General features: G+C 65.0%; 17 protein-coding genes and 1 tRNA gene. 9 read left to right on the top strand and 9 right to left on the bottom strand.

Annotated elements, in window-relative coordinates; all coding sequences use genetic code 11:
- Window positions 1-62: 62 nt before the first annotated feature.
- Window positions 63-803 (bottom strand): GNAT family N-acetyltransferase, encoded by a 741-nt coding sequence (locus tag RA25_RS05835; protein ID WP_052254172.1) that lies wholly within the window; start codon window positions 801-803, stop codon window positions 63-65.
- A 64-nt stretch (window positions 804-867) separates the two neighbouring features.
- A complete protein-coding gene (locus tag RA25_RS05830) occupies window positions 868-1,341 on the bottom strand; it encodes an outer membrane protein assembly factor BamE (RefSeq protein ID WP_029204843.1) in 474 nt (157 codons plus the stop codon).
- A gap of 101 nt (window positions 1,342-1,442) precedes the next feature.
- Between RA25_RS05830 and RA25_RS05825 the strand changes: the two genes are divergently transcribed.
- From RA25_RS05825 to RA25_RS05790, 8 genes are all read left to right on the top strand, one after another.
- Window positions 1,443-1,979 (top strand): YceD family protein, encoded by a 537-nt coding sequence (locus RA25_RS05825; RefSeq protein WP_039170663.1) that lies wholly within the window; start codon window positions 1,443-1,445, stop codon window positions 1,977-1,979.
- 224 nt (window positions 1,980-2,203) lie between these two features.
- Window positions 2,204-2,410, top strand: a complete 207-nt coding sequence (gene rpmF / locus RA25_RS05820; RefSeq protein ID WP_008558107.1) for a 50S ribosomal protein L32 — start codon at window positions 2,204-2,206, stop codon at window positions 2,408-2,410.
- A 37-nt stretch (window positions 2,411-2,447) separates the two neighbouring features.
- A complete protein-coding gene (gene plsX / locus RA25_RS05815) occupies window positions 2,448-3,560 on the top strand; it encodes a phosphate acyltransferase PlsX (protein ID WP_039170662.1) in 1,113 nt (370 codons plus the stop codon).
- Between the two features lie 18 nt (window positions 3,561-3,578).
- Entirely contained in the window at window positions 3,579-4,550 is a 972-nt protein-coding gene (locus tag RA25_RS05810) for a beta-ketoacyl-ACP synthase III (RefSeq protein WP_039170661.1), read from the top strand.
- 101 nt (window positions 4,551-4,651) lie between these two features.
- Window positions 4,652-4,954: an integration host factor subunit alpha gene (gene ihfA, locus RA25_RS05805; protein ID WP_008207184.1), complete on the top strand. Its 303-nt coding sequence runs from the start codon at window positions 4,652-4,654 to the stop codon at window positions 4,952-4,954.
- 16 nt (window positions 4,955-4,970) lie between these two features.
- Window positions 4,971-7,157, top strand: coding sequence for a MerR family transcriptional regulator (locus tag RA25_RS23205; protein WP_241477369.1), 2,187 nt, complete (start codon window positions 4,971-4,973; stop codon window positions 7,155-7,157).
- Window positions 7,158-7,347: 190 nt separating this feature from the next.
- Window positions 7,348-7,424, top strand: a tRNA-Pro gene (locus RA25_RS05795).
- 124 nt (window positions 7,425-7,548) lie between these two features.
- Complete coding sequence (locus RA25_RS05790) at window positions 7,549-8,628, top strand: 2'-deoxycytidine 5'-triphosphate deaminase (protein ID WP_039170660.1); 1,080 nt, start codon at window positions 7,549-7,551, stop codon at window positions 8,626-8,628.
- 151 nt (window positions 8,629-8,779) lie between these two features.
- Here the strand turns inward: RA25_RS05790 and RA25_RS05785 are convergent, their stop codons facing one another.
- Window positions 8,780-9,340, bottom strand: coding sequence for an Lrp/AsnC family transcriptional regulator (locus RA25_RS05785; protein WP_241477368.1), 561 nt, complete (start codon window positions 9,338-9,340; stop codon window positions 8,780-8,782).
- 44 nt (window positions 9,341-9,384) lie between these two features.
- On the opposite strand from RA25_RS05785, the gene RA25_RS05780 reads away from it, so the two are divergent.
- Window positions 9,385-10,542, top strand: a complete 1,158-nt coding sequence (locus RA25_RS05780) for an MFS transporter (RefSeq protein ID WP_039170659.1) — start codon at window positions 9,385-9,387, stop codon at window positions 10,540-10,542.
- On the opposite strand, the gene RA25_RS05775 is transcribed toward RA25_RS05780, so the two are convergent.
- The 6 genes from RA25_RS05775 to argS all read right to left on the bottom strand — a co-directional run bounded on the left by RA25_RS05775 (window position 10,535) and on the right by argS (window position 16,501).
- The gene (locus RA25_RS05775) at window positions 10,535-10,732 is read right to left on the bottom strand and encodes a hypothetical protein (RefSeq protein ID WP_039170658.1); all 198 of its coding nucleotides are present in this window, start codon (window positions 10,730-10,732) and stop codon (window positions 10,535-10,537) included. The two genes, RA25_RS05780 and RA25_RS05775, sit on opposite strands and share 8 nt — an antisense overlap.
- Window positions 10,733-10,814: 82 nt before the next feature.
- On the bottom strand, window positions 10,815-11,492 hold the full coding sequence (gene scpB, locus RA25_RS05770; RefSeq protein WP_019296542.1) for an SMC-Scp complex subunit ScpB: 678 nt from the start codon (window positions 11,490-11,492) through the stop codon (window positions 10,815-10,817).
- Entirely contained in the window at window positions 11,492-12,286 is a 795-nt protein-coding gene (locus RA25_RS05765) for a segregation and condensation protein A (protein WP_019296543.1), read from the bottom strand. Before RA25_RS05765 ends, scpB begins: the two co-directional genes overlap by 1 nt.
- Window positions 12,279-13,283, bottom strand: a complete 1,005-nt coding sequence (gene nagZ / locus RA25_RS05760) for a beta-N-acetylhexosaminidase (protein WP_039170657.1) — start codon at window positions 13,281-13,283, stop codon at window positions 12,279-12,281. Before nagZ ends, RA25_RS05765 begins: the two co-directional genes overlap by 8 nt.
- Before the next feature lie 154 nt (window positions 13,284-13,437).
- Window positions 13,438-14,637, bottom strand: coding sequence for an SPOR domain-containing protein (locus tag RA25_RS05755; RefSeq protein WP_019296545.1), 1,200 nt, complete (start codon window positions 14,635-14,637; stop codon window positions 13,438-13,440).
- A gap of 118 nt (window positions 14,638-14,755) precedes the next feature.
- Complete coding sequence (gene argS / locus RA25_RS05750; RefSeq protein WP_019296546.1) at window positions 14,756-16,501, bottom strand: arginine--tRNA ligase; 1,746 nt, start codon at window positions 16,499-16,501, stop codon at window positions 14,756-14,758.
- Between the last annotated feature and the right edge of the window lie 78 nt (window positions 16,502-16,579).

Below are 16,579 nucleotides of genomic sequence, written 5' to 3'. Positions count from 1 at the left end.
AGCTACCCCGGCGGCCAAATCCCGTCAACGCTCCCCGTTCATCTTTCCTGAAATACTCATAATCACCCGGCCACTGCCCGCAGCAGCCGCTTGCGGGCGTCAGGAATGGTGCCGATCTCAAGGCCGGTGAACACATGCAGCGTGTTCATCTGCCGGTCCACCACCGCATGACCGCTGACCCAGCCGCCCATCGCCAGATAGGCCCGCAGCAAGGGCGGCATCACCTGCAGTGCCTTCTTCGCATCTGCCGTCCGCGGCGGCTCCGCGGAAAAACGCACCACCTCAGGCGCCCTTTCAGCCGGGTGCCACTGCGCAGGCGCCAGATACCGCTGCCGCAGCAGTTCAAAGGCATCCTTGTAGGGCTCGGCCGAGGTGCCCGCAAAGGAGGAGCAGCCAAACAGCATCTGCACCCCCTGCCCGTCTACAAGGCCCGTCAATGCCCCCCAGGCGATACGCAGGATGTCGGGATCCTGCCATTCCGGGTGCGTGCAAAAGCGGCCCAGCTCCGCCATCCGCCCCGCAAAGTTCTGGAGCGCAGACAGATCATAGAATTGCGCCGAATAGCTTTGCGCCAGCACCGCGCCGCTCTTCAGCAGCAGCAGCCGGAAACAGCAGACCAGCGCGCCGCTGGCCTTTTCCTCCACCAGAACATGGGTGCACCGGCTGTCAAAGGGGTCGCTGTCGGCGGCGGCGGTCCGGAAACACAGCGTCCGCAGCGCCTGCGCCGCCGCCACATCATCGGCACCCGCAGCAAGCCGGGCACGGTAGCGCCCCTTGCTCAGCAATATCTCAGGTTCCGCCACGGCGGCCTCCAGCTTTCCGGCTCAGCCCATAACATATGCGCTGTGACAGAGCAGTGAAGCCGGCTTATTCGTTGTTCAGCAGCTGGCCGGGGCCAAAGTTGCCCAGGTTACCCAAGAGCTGGCGCAGGAAGGTGTTGTCCTGCACCCCGGAGCTGGTCACCCGGCGCTCCAGCGGCACCACCTTACCATCCTCCAGGCTGTAACGCTCGATTGCCTGCACCACGCCCGAAGTGTCGAAACTGATCGCCACCAGATCGCGTGCCACCGGCTCGGGGGCCTTGGCCCCGTAGTGGCGGAACCGGGTGGCGACATAATAGTAGCCGCTGTCGTTCAGCACGCCGGTCGAGGACGGGATGCCGATGGTTTCCGCCACCGAATCCCGTGTGTCGATGCCCGGCACCACTTCGGCCAGCTGATGCGGCGACGGCACATAGCCGTGCTTGCGGTAGACGGACGTGCAGGCCGCCAGTGCCAGCCCTGCCGCCGCAAATACTGCGCCGCGCAAAACGGCCTTGAAGTGAAATGCCTTTGCAACCATGACTGCCCCCCAGCCTGCCGCCATGACCGGCGGCTTGAATACGTCTTTTAACCCGATTACCTAATGACCGCCTCCGGTTCAAGAAACGAAAGTCCCCGAATATGTCTGACAGCACCGCTTTGCGGGTCGCGGACCTGCCTCAGAACACCCCGACTGCCTTTGAAATCATCCCGGACAAGGAAACCCTGACCGCGCTTGCGGCGGAAATGGGGGTGAACGCAGTGCGCAAACTGCGCTTCACCGGTGAAATCAAGGCGATGGGCAAGAAGGACTGGAAACTATCCGGCCGCCTGGGCGCCACCGTGGTGCAGGATTGCGTGGTGACGCTGGAGCCGGTCACCACCCGGATCGAGGAACAGGTGGAGATCACCTACCTGGCCCGCGTTGAGACCCCGGAAGGTGCCGAGGTCGAAATGCCCGAAGATGACAGCATCGAACCGTTGGGCACACACATCGACCCGGCTGCCGTGATGGCAGAGGCGCTGGCACTGCATATCCCCGCCTATCCGCGCAAGGACGGCGCAGAACTCGGCGAAGCCGTTTATGCCGAGGATGGCGTGCAGCCGATGCGGGACGAGGACACCAAGCCCTTCGCCGGTCTTGCCGCGCTGCGCGGCCAGCTGAAAGATGAGGACTGAGGGCAGAATTTTTGCAGCGCAGAAAATCGCCTCTGGCGCCGCCCTTCTGCCTGCCGTAAAAAACAGCTTGCGCCAGCGGAGATTCGCAGTATTTTCGCGCGCTCATCGGAATTTTTGGTTGGACAATGCTTGGGCAGACGCCTAAACGCACGTCAGACTGATCGAACAGAATGCAATCGCGCCGCGGGGATGGCCCCAAGGCCCAAACAGACAAAGGTTGAGACATGGCCGTCCAACAGAACAAAGTATCCAAATCGCGCCGCAACAACCGCCGCGCGCACGATGCACTGGTTGCTGCGAACCCGAACGAATGCGGCAACTGCGGCGAGCTGAAGCGCCCGCACCACGTATGCCCCTCCTGCGGCCATTACGACGACAAGGAAATCGTCGCAGCGGCTGACGAGATCGAGATCGACGAGGACGCGGCGTAAGCCACGGACAGGATCCTGATGCCAGGCAGGCTTTCGCATGACGGGTAAACCCGATCAAAATCAGGCAAAAGCCGGCCGCATCACTATTTCTGTTGACGCCATGGGCGGAGACGCCGGCCCCGCAGTTGTGGTGGCCGGCATTGCCATGTCTGCAGAAAAGAACCCGGATATCGGGTTTATCCTGCACGGGCCCGCGGATCAGCTGACACCGCTGGTTGCCAAGAAGCGCGCCTTGAAAGGCCGCGTCGAGATCCGTGACGTCCGCGATGTGGTCACCATGGAGGATAAACCCTCCCAGGTGATGCGCAACGGCAAGGGCACCTCGATGTGGTCGGCCCTGGATGCGGTCAAGAACGGCGAGGCCTCGGGCGCTGTCTCCTGCGGCAACACCGGCGCGCTGATGGCGCTGTCGATGCTGCGCCTGCGCAAGCTGCCGGGCGTCAACCGGCCCGCCATTGCGATCCTCTGGCCCTCGCTGAACCCGCAAGGCTTCAACGTGATGCTGGATGTCGGCGCCGACGTGAAGGCGGATGCAGAGGATCTGCTGCAATTTGCCCTGATGGGCACGTCTTACGTGCGCAACTCGATGGACATCATCCGCCCCCGCGTGGGCTTGCTGAATGTCGGCACCGAAGAACACAAGGGCCGCGCCGAGCTGAAGGAGGCCTACGGGCTTATCTCAGACCAAGCCGGGCAGGCGAATTACGAGTTTGTCGGCTTTGTCGAGGGCAGCGACATTCCCGGCGATATTGCCGATGTGATCGTGACCGATGGTTTCACCGGCAATGTGGCAATCAAGACCGGCGAAGGCACCGCCAGCCTGATGCGCACCGCATTGCGCGAGGCGTTCGGGTACTCGTTCCTGTCCAAGATTGCCGCGGTTCTGGCGATGACCTCGCTGAAACGGCTGTCCAAGCGGATGGACCCGCGCCGCGTCAACGGCGGCGTGTTCCTGGGCCTCAACGGCACGGTGGTGAAATCCCATGGCGGCGCCGATGCCATGGGCGTCTCCGCTGCAGTCAAGCTGGCGTTCCGGCTGGCACAGCACGGATTCGCCGAAAAGCTGGCCGCGCGGGTTGCATCTGCCGGCCTGCATACCCAAGATAATACTGCCCCCCGCGAGATGCGGGCGGCCACCGAAAAAGACTGAAAATAGGCAGGCAGACGGATGACGCGACGCGCGGTAGTTGTTGGCACAGGACACTATCTCCCCGAACGGGTGGTTGAAAACGCGGAATTCGAAGCCACGCTGGACACAACGGACGAATGGATCCGCAGCCGCTCCGGCATCGAACGCCGCCATTTTGCCGCTGAGGGAGAGACCACATCGGATATGGCCGCCAAGGCAGCTGAACGCGCTTTGGCGGACGCGGGGCTGACCGCGGATGATGTGGATGCCATTGTTGTGGCCACCTCCACCCCCGACCTCACCTTCCCTTCCGCCGCCACCATGGTGCAATCCAAGCTGGGCATGACCAAGGGCTTTGCCTTTGACGTGCAGGCGGTCTGCGCCGGTTTTGTCTATGCGCTCAGCAATGCCAGCGCGCTGATTGCCTCCGGCCAGGCAAACCGCGTGATGGTGATCGGCGCAGAGACCTTCAGCCGGATCATGGACTGGACCGACCGCGGCACCTGTGTGCTGTTCGGCGACGGTGCCGGGGCGCTGCTGCTGGAAGCGCAGGAACAGCCCGGCACCAATGCGGACCGCGGCATCCTGGCGACCGACCTCAACTCCGACGGCCGCTACAAGGACCTTCTGTACGTGGATGGCGGGGTGTCGACCCAGTCCACCGGCCATCTGCGGATGCAGGGCAACCAGGTGTTCCGCCACGCGGTCGAAAAACTCGCCTCCACCGCCAACACCGCGCTGGACCGTGCAGGCCTGTCTGCGGGCGATGTCGACTGGATCGTGCCGCATCAGGCCAACATCCGCATCATCCAGGGCACAGCCAAGAAAATGGGCCTCAGCATGGACAACGTGGTGGTTACCGTGCAGGATCACGGCAATACCTCCGCCGCCTCCATCCCGCTGGCCCTGTCGGTCGGCAAGGAACGCGGCCAGATCAAGGAAGGCGATCTGATCGTGACTGAGGCCATCGGCGGCGGCCTGGCCTGGGGAGCAGTTGTGCTGCGCTGGTAACCGCGCAGCTCTAATTTCCGCCCGAATACCCCGGTGCAATTCATTGATATTGACAGGGAAATTCCCTCCGCCCTATGCTTTGGCAAACAACGGGGATTGGTATGGGCGAAAAAACACTGACAAGAATGGATTTGAGTGAAGCTGTTTTCCGGGAAGTCGGCCTGTCGCGCAACGAAAGCGCACAGCTGGTAGAAAGCATGCTGCAGCATATGTCGGATGCCCTGGTGCGCGGTGAACAGGTTAAGATTTCCTCGTTCGGCACCTTCAGCGTAAGGGACAAGTCGGCCCGGGTCGGGCGCAACCCGAAGACGGGCGAAGAAGTGCCGATCCAGCCGCGCCGCGTGCTGACCTTCCGGCCCTCCCACCTGATGAAAGACCGCGTGGCAGACGGCAACCGTAAGTAACGGGACCAATTAAGCCATGTCGAAATCACCGGACGCCTTCCGCACCATCAGCGAAGTTGCGGATTGGCTGGACGTGCAGGCGCATGTTCTGCGCTTCTGGGAGAGTAAGTTCACCCAGGTCAAACCTGTAAAGCGCGCCGGCGGGCGGCGCTATTACCGGCCTGCGGATATGCAGCTGCTGGGCGGGATCAGGAAACTGCTGCACGTCGACGGGTTGTCGATCAAGGAAGTGCAGGCACTGCTGCGCGAGCAGGGCGTGGCCCATGTCGCCAGCCTGTCGCATCCGCTGGACGGCGAGGAAGAGCCTGTTGTTGAGGCGCCGCCGCCCGCGGACAAGCTGGGCGATGACTGGGATCAGTCGCTGGAGCAAAGCGCCGAGGCCGCGTCCGAAGCCCCCCCCGAAGACAGCAATGTGGTTGGTTTCCCGCAAGCCTCCGGTGCAGACGCTGCCCCTCCGGCCTCCGCATCCCCGGAGCCAGCCCCCGCTTCCCCGCGGCCCGAAGCTGCCGCTGCGCCGCAAATGCAGATGGATCTGGCTCCACCCGCAGCGGGAGGCAGCACTGCCCCCTCCGGCGGGACGCCAGCGGCCCCTGCAGGGGAACCATCCGGCGCAGAGGCAGAACCGCCTGCAACCGCAGCAACAGGTTTGGACACTCAGGACGGCGCCCCGGAGGCACCCGAAACGCCCGCGCCTGCAACTTCCGCACCATTTGAGGATCAGCCTGAGCCATCGCAGCCAGCGTCTGAAGCAGCCCTGGAACCGCTGTCCGGTGCAGCGGACGCTGTGATGCCCGATGAGGCATCTGCATCTCAGGTTCAGACACAGGAAACCGCTGCGGCAGCCGCACTGCATGAGGGTGATTCCGCCCCGGAACAGCCGGCCGAGCCCGCCGGCCAGGCACCGCAGGATCTTTTTGCGGATCAGGCCGCCGCAGAGCCGACCGCCATTGAAGAGAATTCGCCGGCCCCGGAGCTGACGGAGGCCGCCGCGGACCCTGAACCCGCGCCTGAAACGGCTGACGGCGCAGAGGAGCTGCAGGAAACCTTTGCAGACGCACCCGCTCCTGCGGAGGAAGCGCTTGCGGCCGCGCCGGAAGCCGCGGAAGCAACTTTGGAAACCGCGCCAGAGGCTGCCGCAGGGACCACCCCCGAATCTCAGCCCTCACCGCTGGAAGAGATCGCCCCCCTGACCGGACAGGAACATCTGCCCGAACCGGAGGAAGAGGCGGAAACCCTTTCCGCGGAGGATCCTGCCGCGGCCGAGACACCACCTGCGGCTGCGCAACAGCTGCAAGAGGACGCGCAGGAAACTGGCCAGGAAGTGGCAGCGAACCCAGCCCCCGATACGGCACCTGCTCCGCTGGAGGATATCGCGCCGCTGAGCGGTCAGGAGCACCTGGACGAGGCGGAATCAGCCCCCGCTGAGGACCTGGCCGCGGAACCGCAAAACTTCGCGCAGGACAGCACTGCCGCCGGAGTGCCCGCAGCCGCCGGACTGTCTGCAGCAGAAGAAATGCAGGACGCCGTTCAGAACCCCGAACCGGAAGCCGCTTCCGCTGCGGTTGAGTTCACAGAGGAAGCTGCCCCCGCAGTTGAACCCGTGGCGGAGCCGGAGCCTCAGGCAGAGCCCGAGCCCGCAGAAGACACGCTGGTTGCAGCTGCAGGACTGCAGCCCGAGGAGCCGCTGGACTTCGCCGTTTCCGCAGATGAATCCGTGCAAGCAGCGCCAGAGCCGGAGGAAGATCAGCCCTCTGATCCCGCCGCAACCTTCCCACCGCATGATCTGGACGAAGCTGCCCGTCAGGTGGACGCGCTGGAATTCGCGACCGGCTTCAACGGCGGCGGGGACGACGCGCAGGACGACGGCGAAGCGGAGGTTCTTGCGGGAGCCGGACAAGATGCCCAGCCGGATGTGTTCGCGGAAGCAGAGCCGGATATGCAGGCAGATGCCCTGACCGATGCAGAGACGGAGCCTGCGCTGGCAGAGAGTGCGGAACAGCAGACAGAGGCACTAACGGAACCTGAACCGGCGGACATGTCCGAACAGCAGCCTGCGGCAGACGAAGAAGCCGCCGTCCCTGCCCCGGTGCAGCCCGGCATCCTGACGCTTTTGGCCGAAACCCGCAGCCTGCCGCCGAAGTCTTTGGCGGGCATTGCCGCCTGCGCCGAAGAACTGCGCGCTTTTGTTCAGAACAGGCCCTGAAGCCGGAATTCGGCGCGAATTCCGGCCCGGAAATCACATGATTTCCGAGCCGTTTCCCGCGCCGGGAAACGGATGCCGTCTGTGTCTGCCCCGGCAACTGCTTCTGGCTGCTGAATTTCTTCGCGGGGCTGCAAAAAATCTTGCTGCCCCCTCTTGCCCCTGCTGCGAAAACGGTTAGAAGGCTTTGCAACGGGCTATGGCGCAGCCTGGTAGCGCGTCCGTCTGGGGGACGGAAGGTCGCAGGTTCGAGTCCTGCTAGCCCGACCATTTGAAAACGCCCGGGTGTTCACGCACCCGGGCGTTTTCACATCCGGAACCAGCTTTGCCGATTGCGCATGGCGCCCGGATGGGACAGCATCGCCGCAAAGCCGGCGCGCGGAGGGGACAGAGAATGACAGGCGTTTTGCCCAGCCAAACCATTGAAATGATGCTGGAACGCGGGGAGATCACCGTCAGCACACCGCTGGTGGAGGGCCAGGTGCAGCCCGCCAGCCTCGACTTGCGCCTCGGCAATGTGGCCTACCGGGTGCGGGCGTCGTTTCTGGCCGGCCAGGGCCGCAGCGTTTCCGACCGGCTGACCGAGTTTGAGATGCACCGGATCGACCTGAGCAACGGCGCGGTGCTGGAAAAGGGCTGCGTCTACGTGGTGCCGCTGATGGAAGGGCTGGCGCTGCCGGATGATGTCTCTGCCGTCGCCAACGCCAAAAGCTCCACCGGGCGGCTGGACCTCCTGACCCGCACCATCACCGACGGCGGCGAGGAGTTTGACCGCATCAAGCCCGGCTACACCGGCCCGCTTTACGCAGAAATCTGCCCCCGCTCCTTTTCGGTGCTGGTGCGCCCCGGCATGCGACTCAACCAGATCCGGTTCCGCACCGGCCAGGCGGTGCTGTCAGATGCGGAACTGAAGATGCTTCACGCCGGCTCGCCGCTGGTGGATGGCGAGGCTGTGATCGAGGACGGCCTTGGCTTCTCCGTCGATCTGAAGCTGCCCGGCACCGATCTGGTCGGCTACCGCGCCAAGCCGCACACCGGCGTGATCGACCTGGACCGGATCGGCGAATACGATCCGCAGGAATACTGGGAAGAGGTGCGCACCAGGGACGGCCGCATCATCCTGGACCCCGGTGCGTTTTACATCCTGGTCAGCCGCGAGGCGGTGCATATCCCGCCCGCCTATGCGGCGGAGATGGCCCCCTATCTGGCGATGGTCGGTGAATTCCGGGTGCATTACGCCGGTTTCTTCGACCCCGGGTTCGGCCATGACGCCGCCGGCGGCACCGGCTCCCGCGGGGTACTGGAAGTGCGCTGCCACGAGGCGCCGTTTGTGCTGGAGCACGGCCAAGTGGTTGGCCGCCTGGTCTATGAGAAGATGGCCGAGGTGCCGGAGCAGCTCTATGGTGCGGGCATTGCCTCCAACTATCAGGGCCAGGGGCTGAAACTGTCGAAGCATTTCAAGACGCCGGAGTAATCATCTGCAGCTAACGGCTGCGCCCGGCCCGGCGGGGCAGGAAGCGAAGCGCTCGCCCGTTTTGCCGGAGGCAAACCTCCGGTTTGACGGGGGCCGGACGGGCGCTGCCCGGCCTTCGGCCAGGCGATAGATCAGTTACTTCACCGCGCCCTCAACGCTTGATATATAAATCCTCTTCCAGCTCCGCGCTGACCCCGGCCTGCACGGTGCGCTCCAGATGGGTGGAGAGCGTCATATAGGTGCGGGTTCCGCGCACCCCCTCGACGTCATAGATGCGGGCCAAGAGCCCCTCCAGCGCATGCGGCGAGGCCACCCGCACCTTGAGGATCAGGCAGGTGTCGCCGGTGGCAGTGTGAATCTCCTCCACCTCCGGCCAGGCTTCCAGCGACATAAGTTCTGCCGTCTTTCCCCAGCCGACCGTGTCCACATGGATGAAGGCCAGCATCGGCTTGCCCACAGCAGGCCCGTCCAGCTGCGCCACCGTCGCCCGGATCGCGCCAGAGGCCCTGAGCCGCTTCACCCGCTCATGCACCGCGGGCGCCGAGAGGCCCACTTCCTGGCCGATGGCGGCGTAGGAGAGCGTCGCATCGACGCTCAGCGCGCCTAATATTTTTCGGTCCAATGCGTCCAAAACACGGGCGGCCCCGCCGTTTCTCCGAACCTCATCTGTTTTTTCCCTGACCATCTTCGCCCGCCCTTCACAGAACACCATTCAGCATATAGCAAAGATATCTGAACATTCTTCAAGGTAAACCCATGCGAACCCCGATTCTGATCCTGATGAGCGCCATTGGCGTGATTGGCGCCAACTCCCTGCTGCTGTCGCCGGTGGTGACGGCGGTCAGCCAGACGCTGAACGCCGCCACGGCAGAGGTGATGCGGGCAGCCAGCGCCTATGGGCTGGGGGTTGCCGCCGCAGCCTTGCTGCTGGCACCGCTCGGGGACCGGATCGGCGCCGGGCGGCTGATGCGTGCTGCCCTCCTGCTGCTTGGGGCCGGGCTGGGTGCCAGCGCCGCAGCACCGGATGTCTGGACACTGATGGCAGCGCAGATGGTCTGCGGGCTGGCGGCGGGGGCCGCCCTGCCCTCGATCTACACGCTGGCAATGGTGATAGCCCCCAAGGGACGCGAGGCGCGGGTGCTGGGCTATGTGCTGGCGGGCTGGACCGTGTCGATGGTGCTGGGTGTCAGCGTCAGCGCCTGGGCCACTGATCTGGCGGGCTGGCGCGCGGTCTATGGAGCGCTGGCGGCGGTGGCGCTGCTTTTGTGGGCTGCCTCGGCTTCGCTGCGCGCGGCAGGCAGCCCCAGCGGCCAGGCCACCTCGCCGCTGACGGCGCTGCGGGTGCCAGGGATTTTCCGCGGCCTGCTGGCAACCGCGCTGCTGATGATGGGGTTTTACAGCAGCTATTTCTTTACCGGTGCCCATATCACCCAAGCGCTTGACCTCAGCACCACGCAGGCGGGCCTGCTGCCGCTGTTCTACGGCATCGGCTTTGGCCTTGCGGTGCTGCTGGATCCACTGCTGGACCGCTTGGGGCTGGCCCGCGCCACAGCGCCGGTACTGCTGGCGGTCACAGCCAGCTACCTGCTGATGATGGCGGTGGCACCGCAATACCTGCTACTCTTGGGGGCGGCCCTGGTCTGGGGCATGTTCCAGCATCTTGCCCTCAACCTGCTGGTGGCGCGCCTTACGGCGCTGGAGCCTGCGCAGCGCGGTGCCATCATGGGGCTGTACAGCACCGTCACCTATCTCTGCGTCTTTGCGGCGCCTTTTGCGGGCGGGCTGCTGTTCGCAGGATGGGGTTTGGCGGGCTGCCTGGGGCTATCGGCCTTCCTAGCGCTCAGCGGCGCGGCTGAGGCGCTTAGCCTCCGGCGAAAGCCCGGCGGTGCGCTGCCTGCCGGTTCCGCTACTTGACCTTGGGAATGCGTGACCTTGCATTGCGGAATTTGCGCTGCGGGCTGGGGCCGGCTCCGAACCCCGGTGCCGGCCCTTTGCTCTTGCCGAGCCGCTGCGCACCGTGTTGCGCCGCGCGGCGCAGCCCGGCATTAACCACGCGCCCGATCAGGCGGCGCAGCACCATGCGGATAATCCAGTTCGCATTCATGGCCTCAGTCCTCTGCCTTCGCTTGCCTGCCACCGTAGAAGAGTAATGCGGCAATTTCCGGGCGCTCGAGGCCGCGGAGGCGTCACTCCTCGAACAGTTCCGCCTGTTCTTCCGCCTCGTCGTCCTCGTCGCCGCCCTGCCCCAGCGGCAGGCTGCCCGGCGGCGGCCGGTTCTCCAGCAGGCCCGCGGCACGCAGTTCCTTGAGGCCCGGCAGGTCGCGGGCGCTTTCCAGTCCGAAATGGTCCAGGAAATCCGGCGTCACCACAAAGGTCACCGGCCGGCCCGGTGTCATCCGGCGGCGGCCGAGGCGGATCCAATCCATCTCCATCAGTTGGTCGATGGTGCCGCGCGACACCGACACACCGCGGATTTCCTCGATCTCGGTGCGGGTCACCGGCTGGTGATAGGCGACAATGGCCAGGGTTTCGATGGCGGCACGACTCAGCTTGCGCAGCTCGGTGGTTTCCTTCTGCATCAGGAAGCCAAGGTCCGGAGCGGTGCGGATCGCCCAGGCATCACCCAGGCGCACGACGCGCACACCACGCCCCTCATAGCGCTTGCGCAGATGCTCCAGCGCCTCGCGCGGGTTGCAGCCGGGCGGCATGCGGCCTTCCAGGTCGCGTAAGGTAACGGGCTCGGCGCTGGCAAACAGCACCGCCTCCACCATCCGCTCCTGCTCTGCCATGGGCGGTGCGTCAAACAGGGTGTCGTTCTCGGTCCGGCCAGAGCTGCTGGCCGCGTCCATGATCTGATCTTCCATCAGGTATCCTCGTCGAGGCTGCGCAGCTGAATGGGCGCAAATGTTTCGCTCTGGCGCAGCTCGGCCTTGCCTTCCTTGACCAGCTGCAGCGAGGCGGCAAAGGTTGCCGCGGTGGCCGACCGCCGCTTAACCGGATCGCTGTGCCAGCCGTCCGGCAGATAGCTGATCAGGTCGGTCCAGTCGCCGGTAAAGCCCAGCAGATGGCGCATCCGGTCCAGCGCCTCCTCCATGGTGAAGACCGAGTCGCGGTCCATCACGAAGGGGCGGAAATCCTCCTTGGTGCGGATGCGGGCATAGGCCTGCATCAGATCCAAGAGGTTGGCGGTATAGGTCACGGTCTTGATCCGGGCGACGTTCTCTTCCTCGCCGCGGGCAAAGAAGTCGCGGCCCAGCCGGTCGCGCCCCATCAGCCGTGCGGCAGCGTCGCGCATTGCTTGCAGACGTTCGAGCTGGAACGCTAGGTGCGCCGCCAGTTCCTCACCGGACGGCCCCTCTTCTTCCGGGTCCGGCGGCAGCAGCAGGCGGGATTTCAAGAACGCCAGCCAGGCCGCCATCACCAGATAATCGGCGGCCAGCTCAATGCGCAGTTCCTTGGCCTTCTCGACAAAAGCCAGGTACTGTTTTGCCAGCTCCAGCACCGAGATCTTGCGCAAATCGACTTTCTGCGTGCGCGACAGCGTCAGCAGCAGGTCGAGCGGGCCTTCGAACCCGTCCACGTCCACGATCAGGGCCTCGGCCGCCAGCCGTTCCTCTACGCTCGTGTCCGCTTCTGAAAAAAGTGTCTGCTCAGCCATACACCTGCCCGCCCATGAGGGCGGCAAGTTCTCTTTCAGCGCTCATAATGTCAAGGGCAACAGGCGCGCGGCGGGCCTCCAGCGCGCGCTCTGCGCGGGTCTGTGCCGCCGCGCTCATGGTGCCTGCGGCCTCGGCCACGGCGATCCGCTCCTCCAGCGAGGCATTGCACAGCAGCACCACATCGCAGCCCGCCTCGATCGAGGCGCGGGCGTTGCCGGCCAGCGAGCCCTGCAGCGCCTTCATCGAGATGTCGTCGGTCATGATCAGCCCGTCAAAGCCGATGCGTTCCCGAATGAGCCGCATCATCACCGGCGAGGTTGTGGCCGGGCGGTCGTCATAGGCGTCATAGACCAGATGCGCGGTCATCCCCAGCGGCAGGTCATTGAGTGCCGCAAAGGCGGCAAAATCGCCTTCCTCCAGCATTTCCGGGTGGCTGGCCACATGCGGCAGGTCCAGGTGGCTGTCGGCGGTGGCGCGGCCGTGGCCGGGGATGTGTTTCAGCACCGGCAGCACACCGCCGTCCAGATGCGCGGTGGCCACCGCACGGGCAATCCGCGCCACGGTTGCGGCACTGGTGCCATAACACCGGTTGCGCAGGAATTCGTGAGTCTCCGCATAGGCGATGTCAGCGATCGGGGCGCAATTGCTGTCGATGCCCAGGGTGTGCAGCTCATGCGCAATCAGACGGTAGCGCAGATACATGGCACGGACGGCATCCTCGCCGGCCAGCTGCACATGCTCCAGCGGCGGGCGCCAGTTGCGCGCCAGCGGCTTGTGCAGCCTCTGCACCCGGCCGCCCTCCTGATCGATGGTGATCGGGCAATTGCGGCCCACCGCCTCGCGGAAGTCGTTGCACAGGGCCTGGATCTGCTCAACGTCTTCCAGATTGCGGGCAAACAGGATGAAGCCGAAGGGATCCGCATCACGGAAGAACGCCTTTTCATCTGCACTCAGCCGCAGGCCCTCGGCATCAAGGATCGTGGCTCCGTAGGTCATGATTGCCCCCTGGTGTTCGCGCTCCCCCAGTCAGTGACAAAAAGGGCTGCGCCCGGCCCGGCGGGGAGGGTGCAAAGCGCCCGCCCCGTGGGGGGCGGGACGGGCGCTGCCCGGCCTCGCGGCCGGGCGGAACATTAGTCTGCCGTCTGTACTGTTACCGGGTGGTTACCGGAATGCAATCCGCATTGCCGGCCACCAGCGCCGAGCAGAACCGGCGCGCATCCGACAGCCCGTCAAAGCCCATCGCCCGCAGCCGGTAGAAGGTGCGGCCGCCGCTTTCGGCGCGCTGGATCACCCGCTGCTTGGTTTCCAGATACTCCGGGAAACGGGCGCTGATGCGGTCCCATTCGGCGCGCGCCACCTCGGGGCTTTCATAGGCGCCCAGCTGCGCCAGACGGGTGCCGGCCGCCAGGGTTGCCGGGTCCACATCCACGGTTCCGGCACGCGCTGCCGGCGCGGCAGCGGCCGGAGCCGGGCTGAACCGTGCGGGCCGGGCCGAGGGCCGCAGCGAGACCTTGACGCCGGGCGCATTCAGCAGCGCCGGAGAAACCGTGGCAGCGGCCAGCGCAGGCTGCAGCGGTTCCGGCTGCACAATTGCAGGCGCCGCCGCCGAGGCAGGCACCGCCGCGGAAACATCCTCGGCCTCGCGCGCAAGCTCCGCCACCAGCGCATCGATATCGCCGTTCTGGAAGGACGCCACTGCCTCCTCGCTGACACCTGTCTCGGCGCCAAGGGCTGCTGGGGCCTCCGGTTCTGCCGGGGCAGCGGGCACGTCCGCAACCGGCGCGGCCTCTGCCGCCAGTTCCGGCAGCGGTTTGTCGTCTTCTGTAAGCTCAATGGCAGAGGGCGCCAGCGTCAGCCGGTCGGCGGGCGCCTCGGCGCTGCCGCGGGCGGCCACTGCGTTCACGGCCAGCCCCTGATGGTCGGCTTGGCTGCCACCCGGGTTTGCGGGCTGTTCACGCATCGGGCCTTCGGCGGCACGCACCACCGGCACACCGCTGACGTCGCGCATCACCAGCTTGTAGCCCCAGAAGCCGACGCCCGCGACCAGCGCGATGGAGGCCACCGCGCCCAGAATGCTCAAGGATTTGGAGAACCGTGCCCGCAGCCCCGCAGGCGCCGCGGCATAGGCCGCGTACTCATCCGCGCCGTAGCCCTGCCCCTCTGGCTGGTAGCCATAGGCCGGATCTTCATAGCCATAGGCTGGTTCAGCGCCAGGCCCGGTATACTGCTGCCCTGCATAGGTCTGATCGGAGTACTGCTGCCCATAAGAGCCGCCAGTTGCGGTGTCCTGCTGCCGGCCATCGCCCTGTGAATAGGCGTGGCCCTGGCCCGCCTGCGCAAAATACGCCATTGTCCGCCTCACTGCCCGGTTCGGCAGCACCTAAGGTGGTGCTGCGCCCCAAGTCTCTTGAACTGCCTCAGTCCGGCGGAATGTGTGATTTATTCCCTCAGGGGGCAGGCCCCTTTGGTTATCGCATCTCTTCTGCCGGTTTCACGCCAAGAATACCAAGACCTGCGGAAATGACAACGGAAACGGCCCGCGCCAGTGCCAAATTCGCATGTGTTGCCGATTGGCTGCTCTCCTTAACAAAGCGTAAATCCTCATTGGATTTGCCAAGGTGATAGAGCCCGTGCAACTCGGAGGCGAGATCGTAGAGATAGAAGGCCACCCGGTGCGGTTCATGGGTGCGGGCGGCGATTTCCACCTGGCGCGGCCATTCGGCCAGCTTCTTGGCCACCGCCAGCTGCGCCGGATCGGCGATCAGGCTGAGGTCGGCAGCGTTCAGGGTGGTGTCATCCGCGGCAATGCCCTGCTCCTCCGCCTTGCGCAGGGTCGAGCAGATCCGCGCATTGGCGTATTGCACATAGAACACCGGGTTGTCCTTGGACTGCTCCAGCGCCTTGTCGAGGTCGAAGTCGAAGCCCTGGTCGTTCTTGCGGGTGAGCAGCATGAAGCGGGTGACGTCGGCGCCCACTGCATCCACCACATCGCGCAGGGTGACAAAGGTCCCTGCCCGCTTGGACATCTTGAATTCCTGGCCGTCCTTGAACAGCTTGACCAGCTGGCACAGCTTGATGTCCAGCGGCACCTTGCCGTCGGAGAGCGCCGAAACCGCTGCCTTCATGCGTTTAACGTAGCCGCCGTGGTCGGCGCCGAAGATGTCGATCAGCTCGTCAAAGCCGCGCTCCACCTTGTCGAAGTGATAGGCGATATCCGGCGCGAAATAGGTCCAGGAGCCGTCGGATTTCTTCACCGCCCGGTCGACGTCGTCGCCGTGATCGGTGGATTTGAACAGGGTCTGCTCGCGCGGCTCCCAATCGTCGGGCTTCTTGCCCTTCGGCGGCTCCAGCACGCCCTGATAGATCAGCCCCTTGGATTCCAGGCTGGCCAGCGCCGCCTCGATCTTGCCGGTGCCATAGAGCGACTTCTCGGAGTAGAACTTGTCCATCTTGATGCCGAGCTGGGCCAGGTCCTCGCGGATCAGCTCCATCATCGCATCGGTGGAGAATTCACGCACCTCGGCCAGCCAGACGTCTTCGCCCTTGCCGACATAGGCATCGCCCACCTTGTCCTTCAGCGCCTGCCCCACCGGCACCAGGTAATCGCCCGGATAGGTGCCGTCAGCAAAGGCCACTTCCTGACCGTGCGCCTCCAGGTAGCGCAGGTAGACAGAGCGCGCCAGCACATCGACCTGGCCGCCGCCGTCGTTGATGTAGTATTCGCGGGTGACGTCATAACCGGCATAGGCCAGCAGCGCCGCCAGCGCATCACCAAAGACCGCGCCGCGGGTGTGGCCCACATGCAGCGGACCGGTCGGGTTGGCAGAGACATACTCCACGTTCACGCGCTTGTCCGCGCCCATGTCCGAGCGGCCGAAATCCGTGCCTGCGTCCAGGACTGATTTCAGAACCGCCTGCCAGACGCCGGGGGCCAGCCGCAGGTTGAGGAAGCCAGGGCCTGCCACCTCAGCCGAGGTGATCCGCTCATCCGCGGCCAGCTTGGCCGCCAGCGCCTCGGCAATGTCGCGCGGCTTCATCTTGGCGGGCTTGGCCAGCACCATCGCCGCATTTGTTGCCATGTCGCCATGAGCGGCATCACGCGGCGGCTCCACCGCCACATTGGCAAAATCGAGCCCCTCGGGCAGCGCGCCTTCGCCGGTCATGGCGGTCAGGCTGTCAATCACAAGCGTGCGGATATCGGTAAAGAGGTTCATGTCTGGCGTCCCAACTGTTCAGCACTGCGGATACCGGGGGCCGCCGGAAGGGTCAACAGGATTGCAAAGGCTGCCCGG

The organism is Leisingera sp. ANG-S5, from assembly GCF_000813925.1.
In the GTDB taxonomy this organism is placed as follows: Bacteria; Pseudomonadota; Alphaproteobacteria; order Rhodobacterales; family Rhodobacteraceae; genus Leisingera.
The sequence above is the reverse complement of the archived record's forward strand: the minus strand, read 5'-3'. Positions and strand labels throughout refer to the sequence as shown.

Excerpts from the sequence above, each read along its gene's own strand:
- RA25_RS05830 (WP_029204843.1), bottom strand. The coding sequence starts at position 1,341 with ATGGTTGCAAAGGCATTTCACTTCAAGGCCGTTTTGCGCGGCGCAGTA.
- RA25_RS05825 (WP_039170663.1), top strand. The coding sequence starts at position 1,443 with ATGTCTGACAGCACCGCTTTGCGGGTCGCGGACCTGCCTCAGAACACC.
- rpmF (WP_008558107.1), top strand. The coding sequence starts at position 2,204 with ATGGCCGTCCAACAGAACAAAGTATCCAAATCGCGCCGCAACAACCGC.
- plsX (WP_039170662.1), top strand. The coding sequence starts at position 2,448 with ATGACGGGTAAACCCGATCAAAATCAGGCAAAAGCCGGCCGCATCACT.
- RA25_RS05810 (WP_039170661.1), top strand. The coding sequence starts at position 3,579 with ATGACGCGACGCGCGGTAGTTGTTGGCACAGGACACTATCTCCCCGAA.
- ihfA (WP_008207184.1), top strand. The coding sequence starts at position 4,652 with ATGGGCGAAAAAACACTGACAAGAATGGATTTGAGTGAAGCTGTTTTC.
- RA25_RS23205 (WP_241477369.1), top strand. The coding sequence starts at position 4,971 with ATGTCGAAATCACCGGACGCCTTCCGCACCATCAGCGAAGTTGCGGAT.
- RA25_RS05790 (WP_039170660.1), top strand. The coding sequence starts at position 7,549 with ATGACAGGCGTTTTGCCCAGCCAAACCATTGAAATGATGCTGGAACGC.
- RA25_RS05785 (WP_241477368.1), bottom strand. The coding sequence starts at position 9,340 with ATGGTGTTCTGTGAAGGGCGGGCGAAGATGGTCAGGGAAAAAACAGAT.
- RA25_RS05780 (WP_039170659.1), top strand. The coding sequence starts at position 9,385 with ATGCGAACCCCGATTCTGATCCTGATGAGCGCCATTGGCGTGATTGGC.
- RA25_RS05775 (WP_039170658.1), bottom strand. The coding sequence starts at position 10,732 with ATGAATGCGAACTGGATTATCCGCATGGTGCTGCGCCGCCTGATCGGG.
- scpB (WP_019296542.1), bottom strand. The coding sequence starts at position 11,492 with ATGGAAGATCAGATCATGGACGCGGCCAGCAGCTCTGGCCGGACCGAG.
- RA25_RS05765 (WP_019296543.1), bottom strand. The coding sequence starts at position 12,286 with ATGGCTGAGCAGACACTTTTTTCAGAAGCGGACACGAGCGTAGAGGAA.
- nagZ (WP_039170657.1), bottom strand. The coding sequence starts at position 13,283 with ATGACCTACGGAGCCACGATCCTTGATGCCGAGGGCCTGCGGCTGAGT.
- RA25_RS05755 (WP_019296545.1), bottom strand. The coding sequence starts at position 14,637 with ATGGCGTATTTTGCGCAGGCGGGCCAGGGCCACGCCTATTCACAGGGC.
- argS (WP_019296546.1), bottom strand. The coding sequence starts at position 16,501 with ATGAACCTCTTTACCGATATCCGCACGCTTGTGATTGACAGCCTGACC.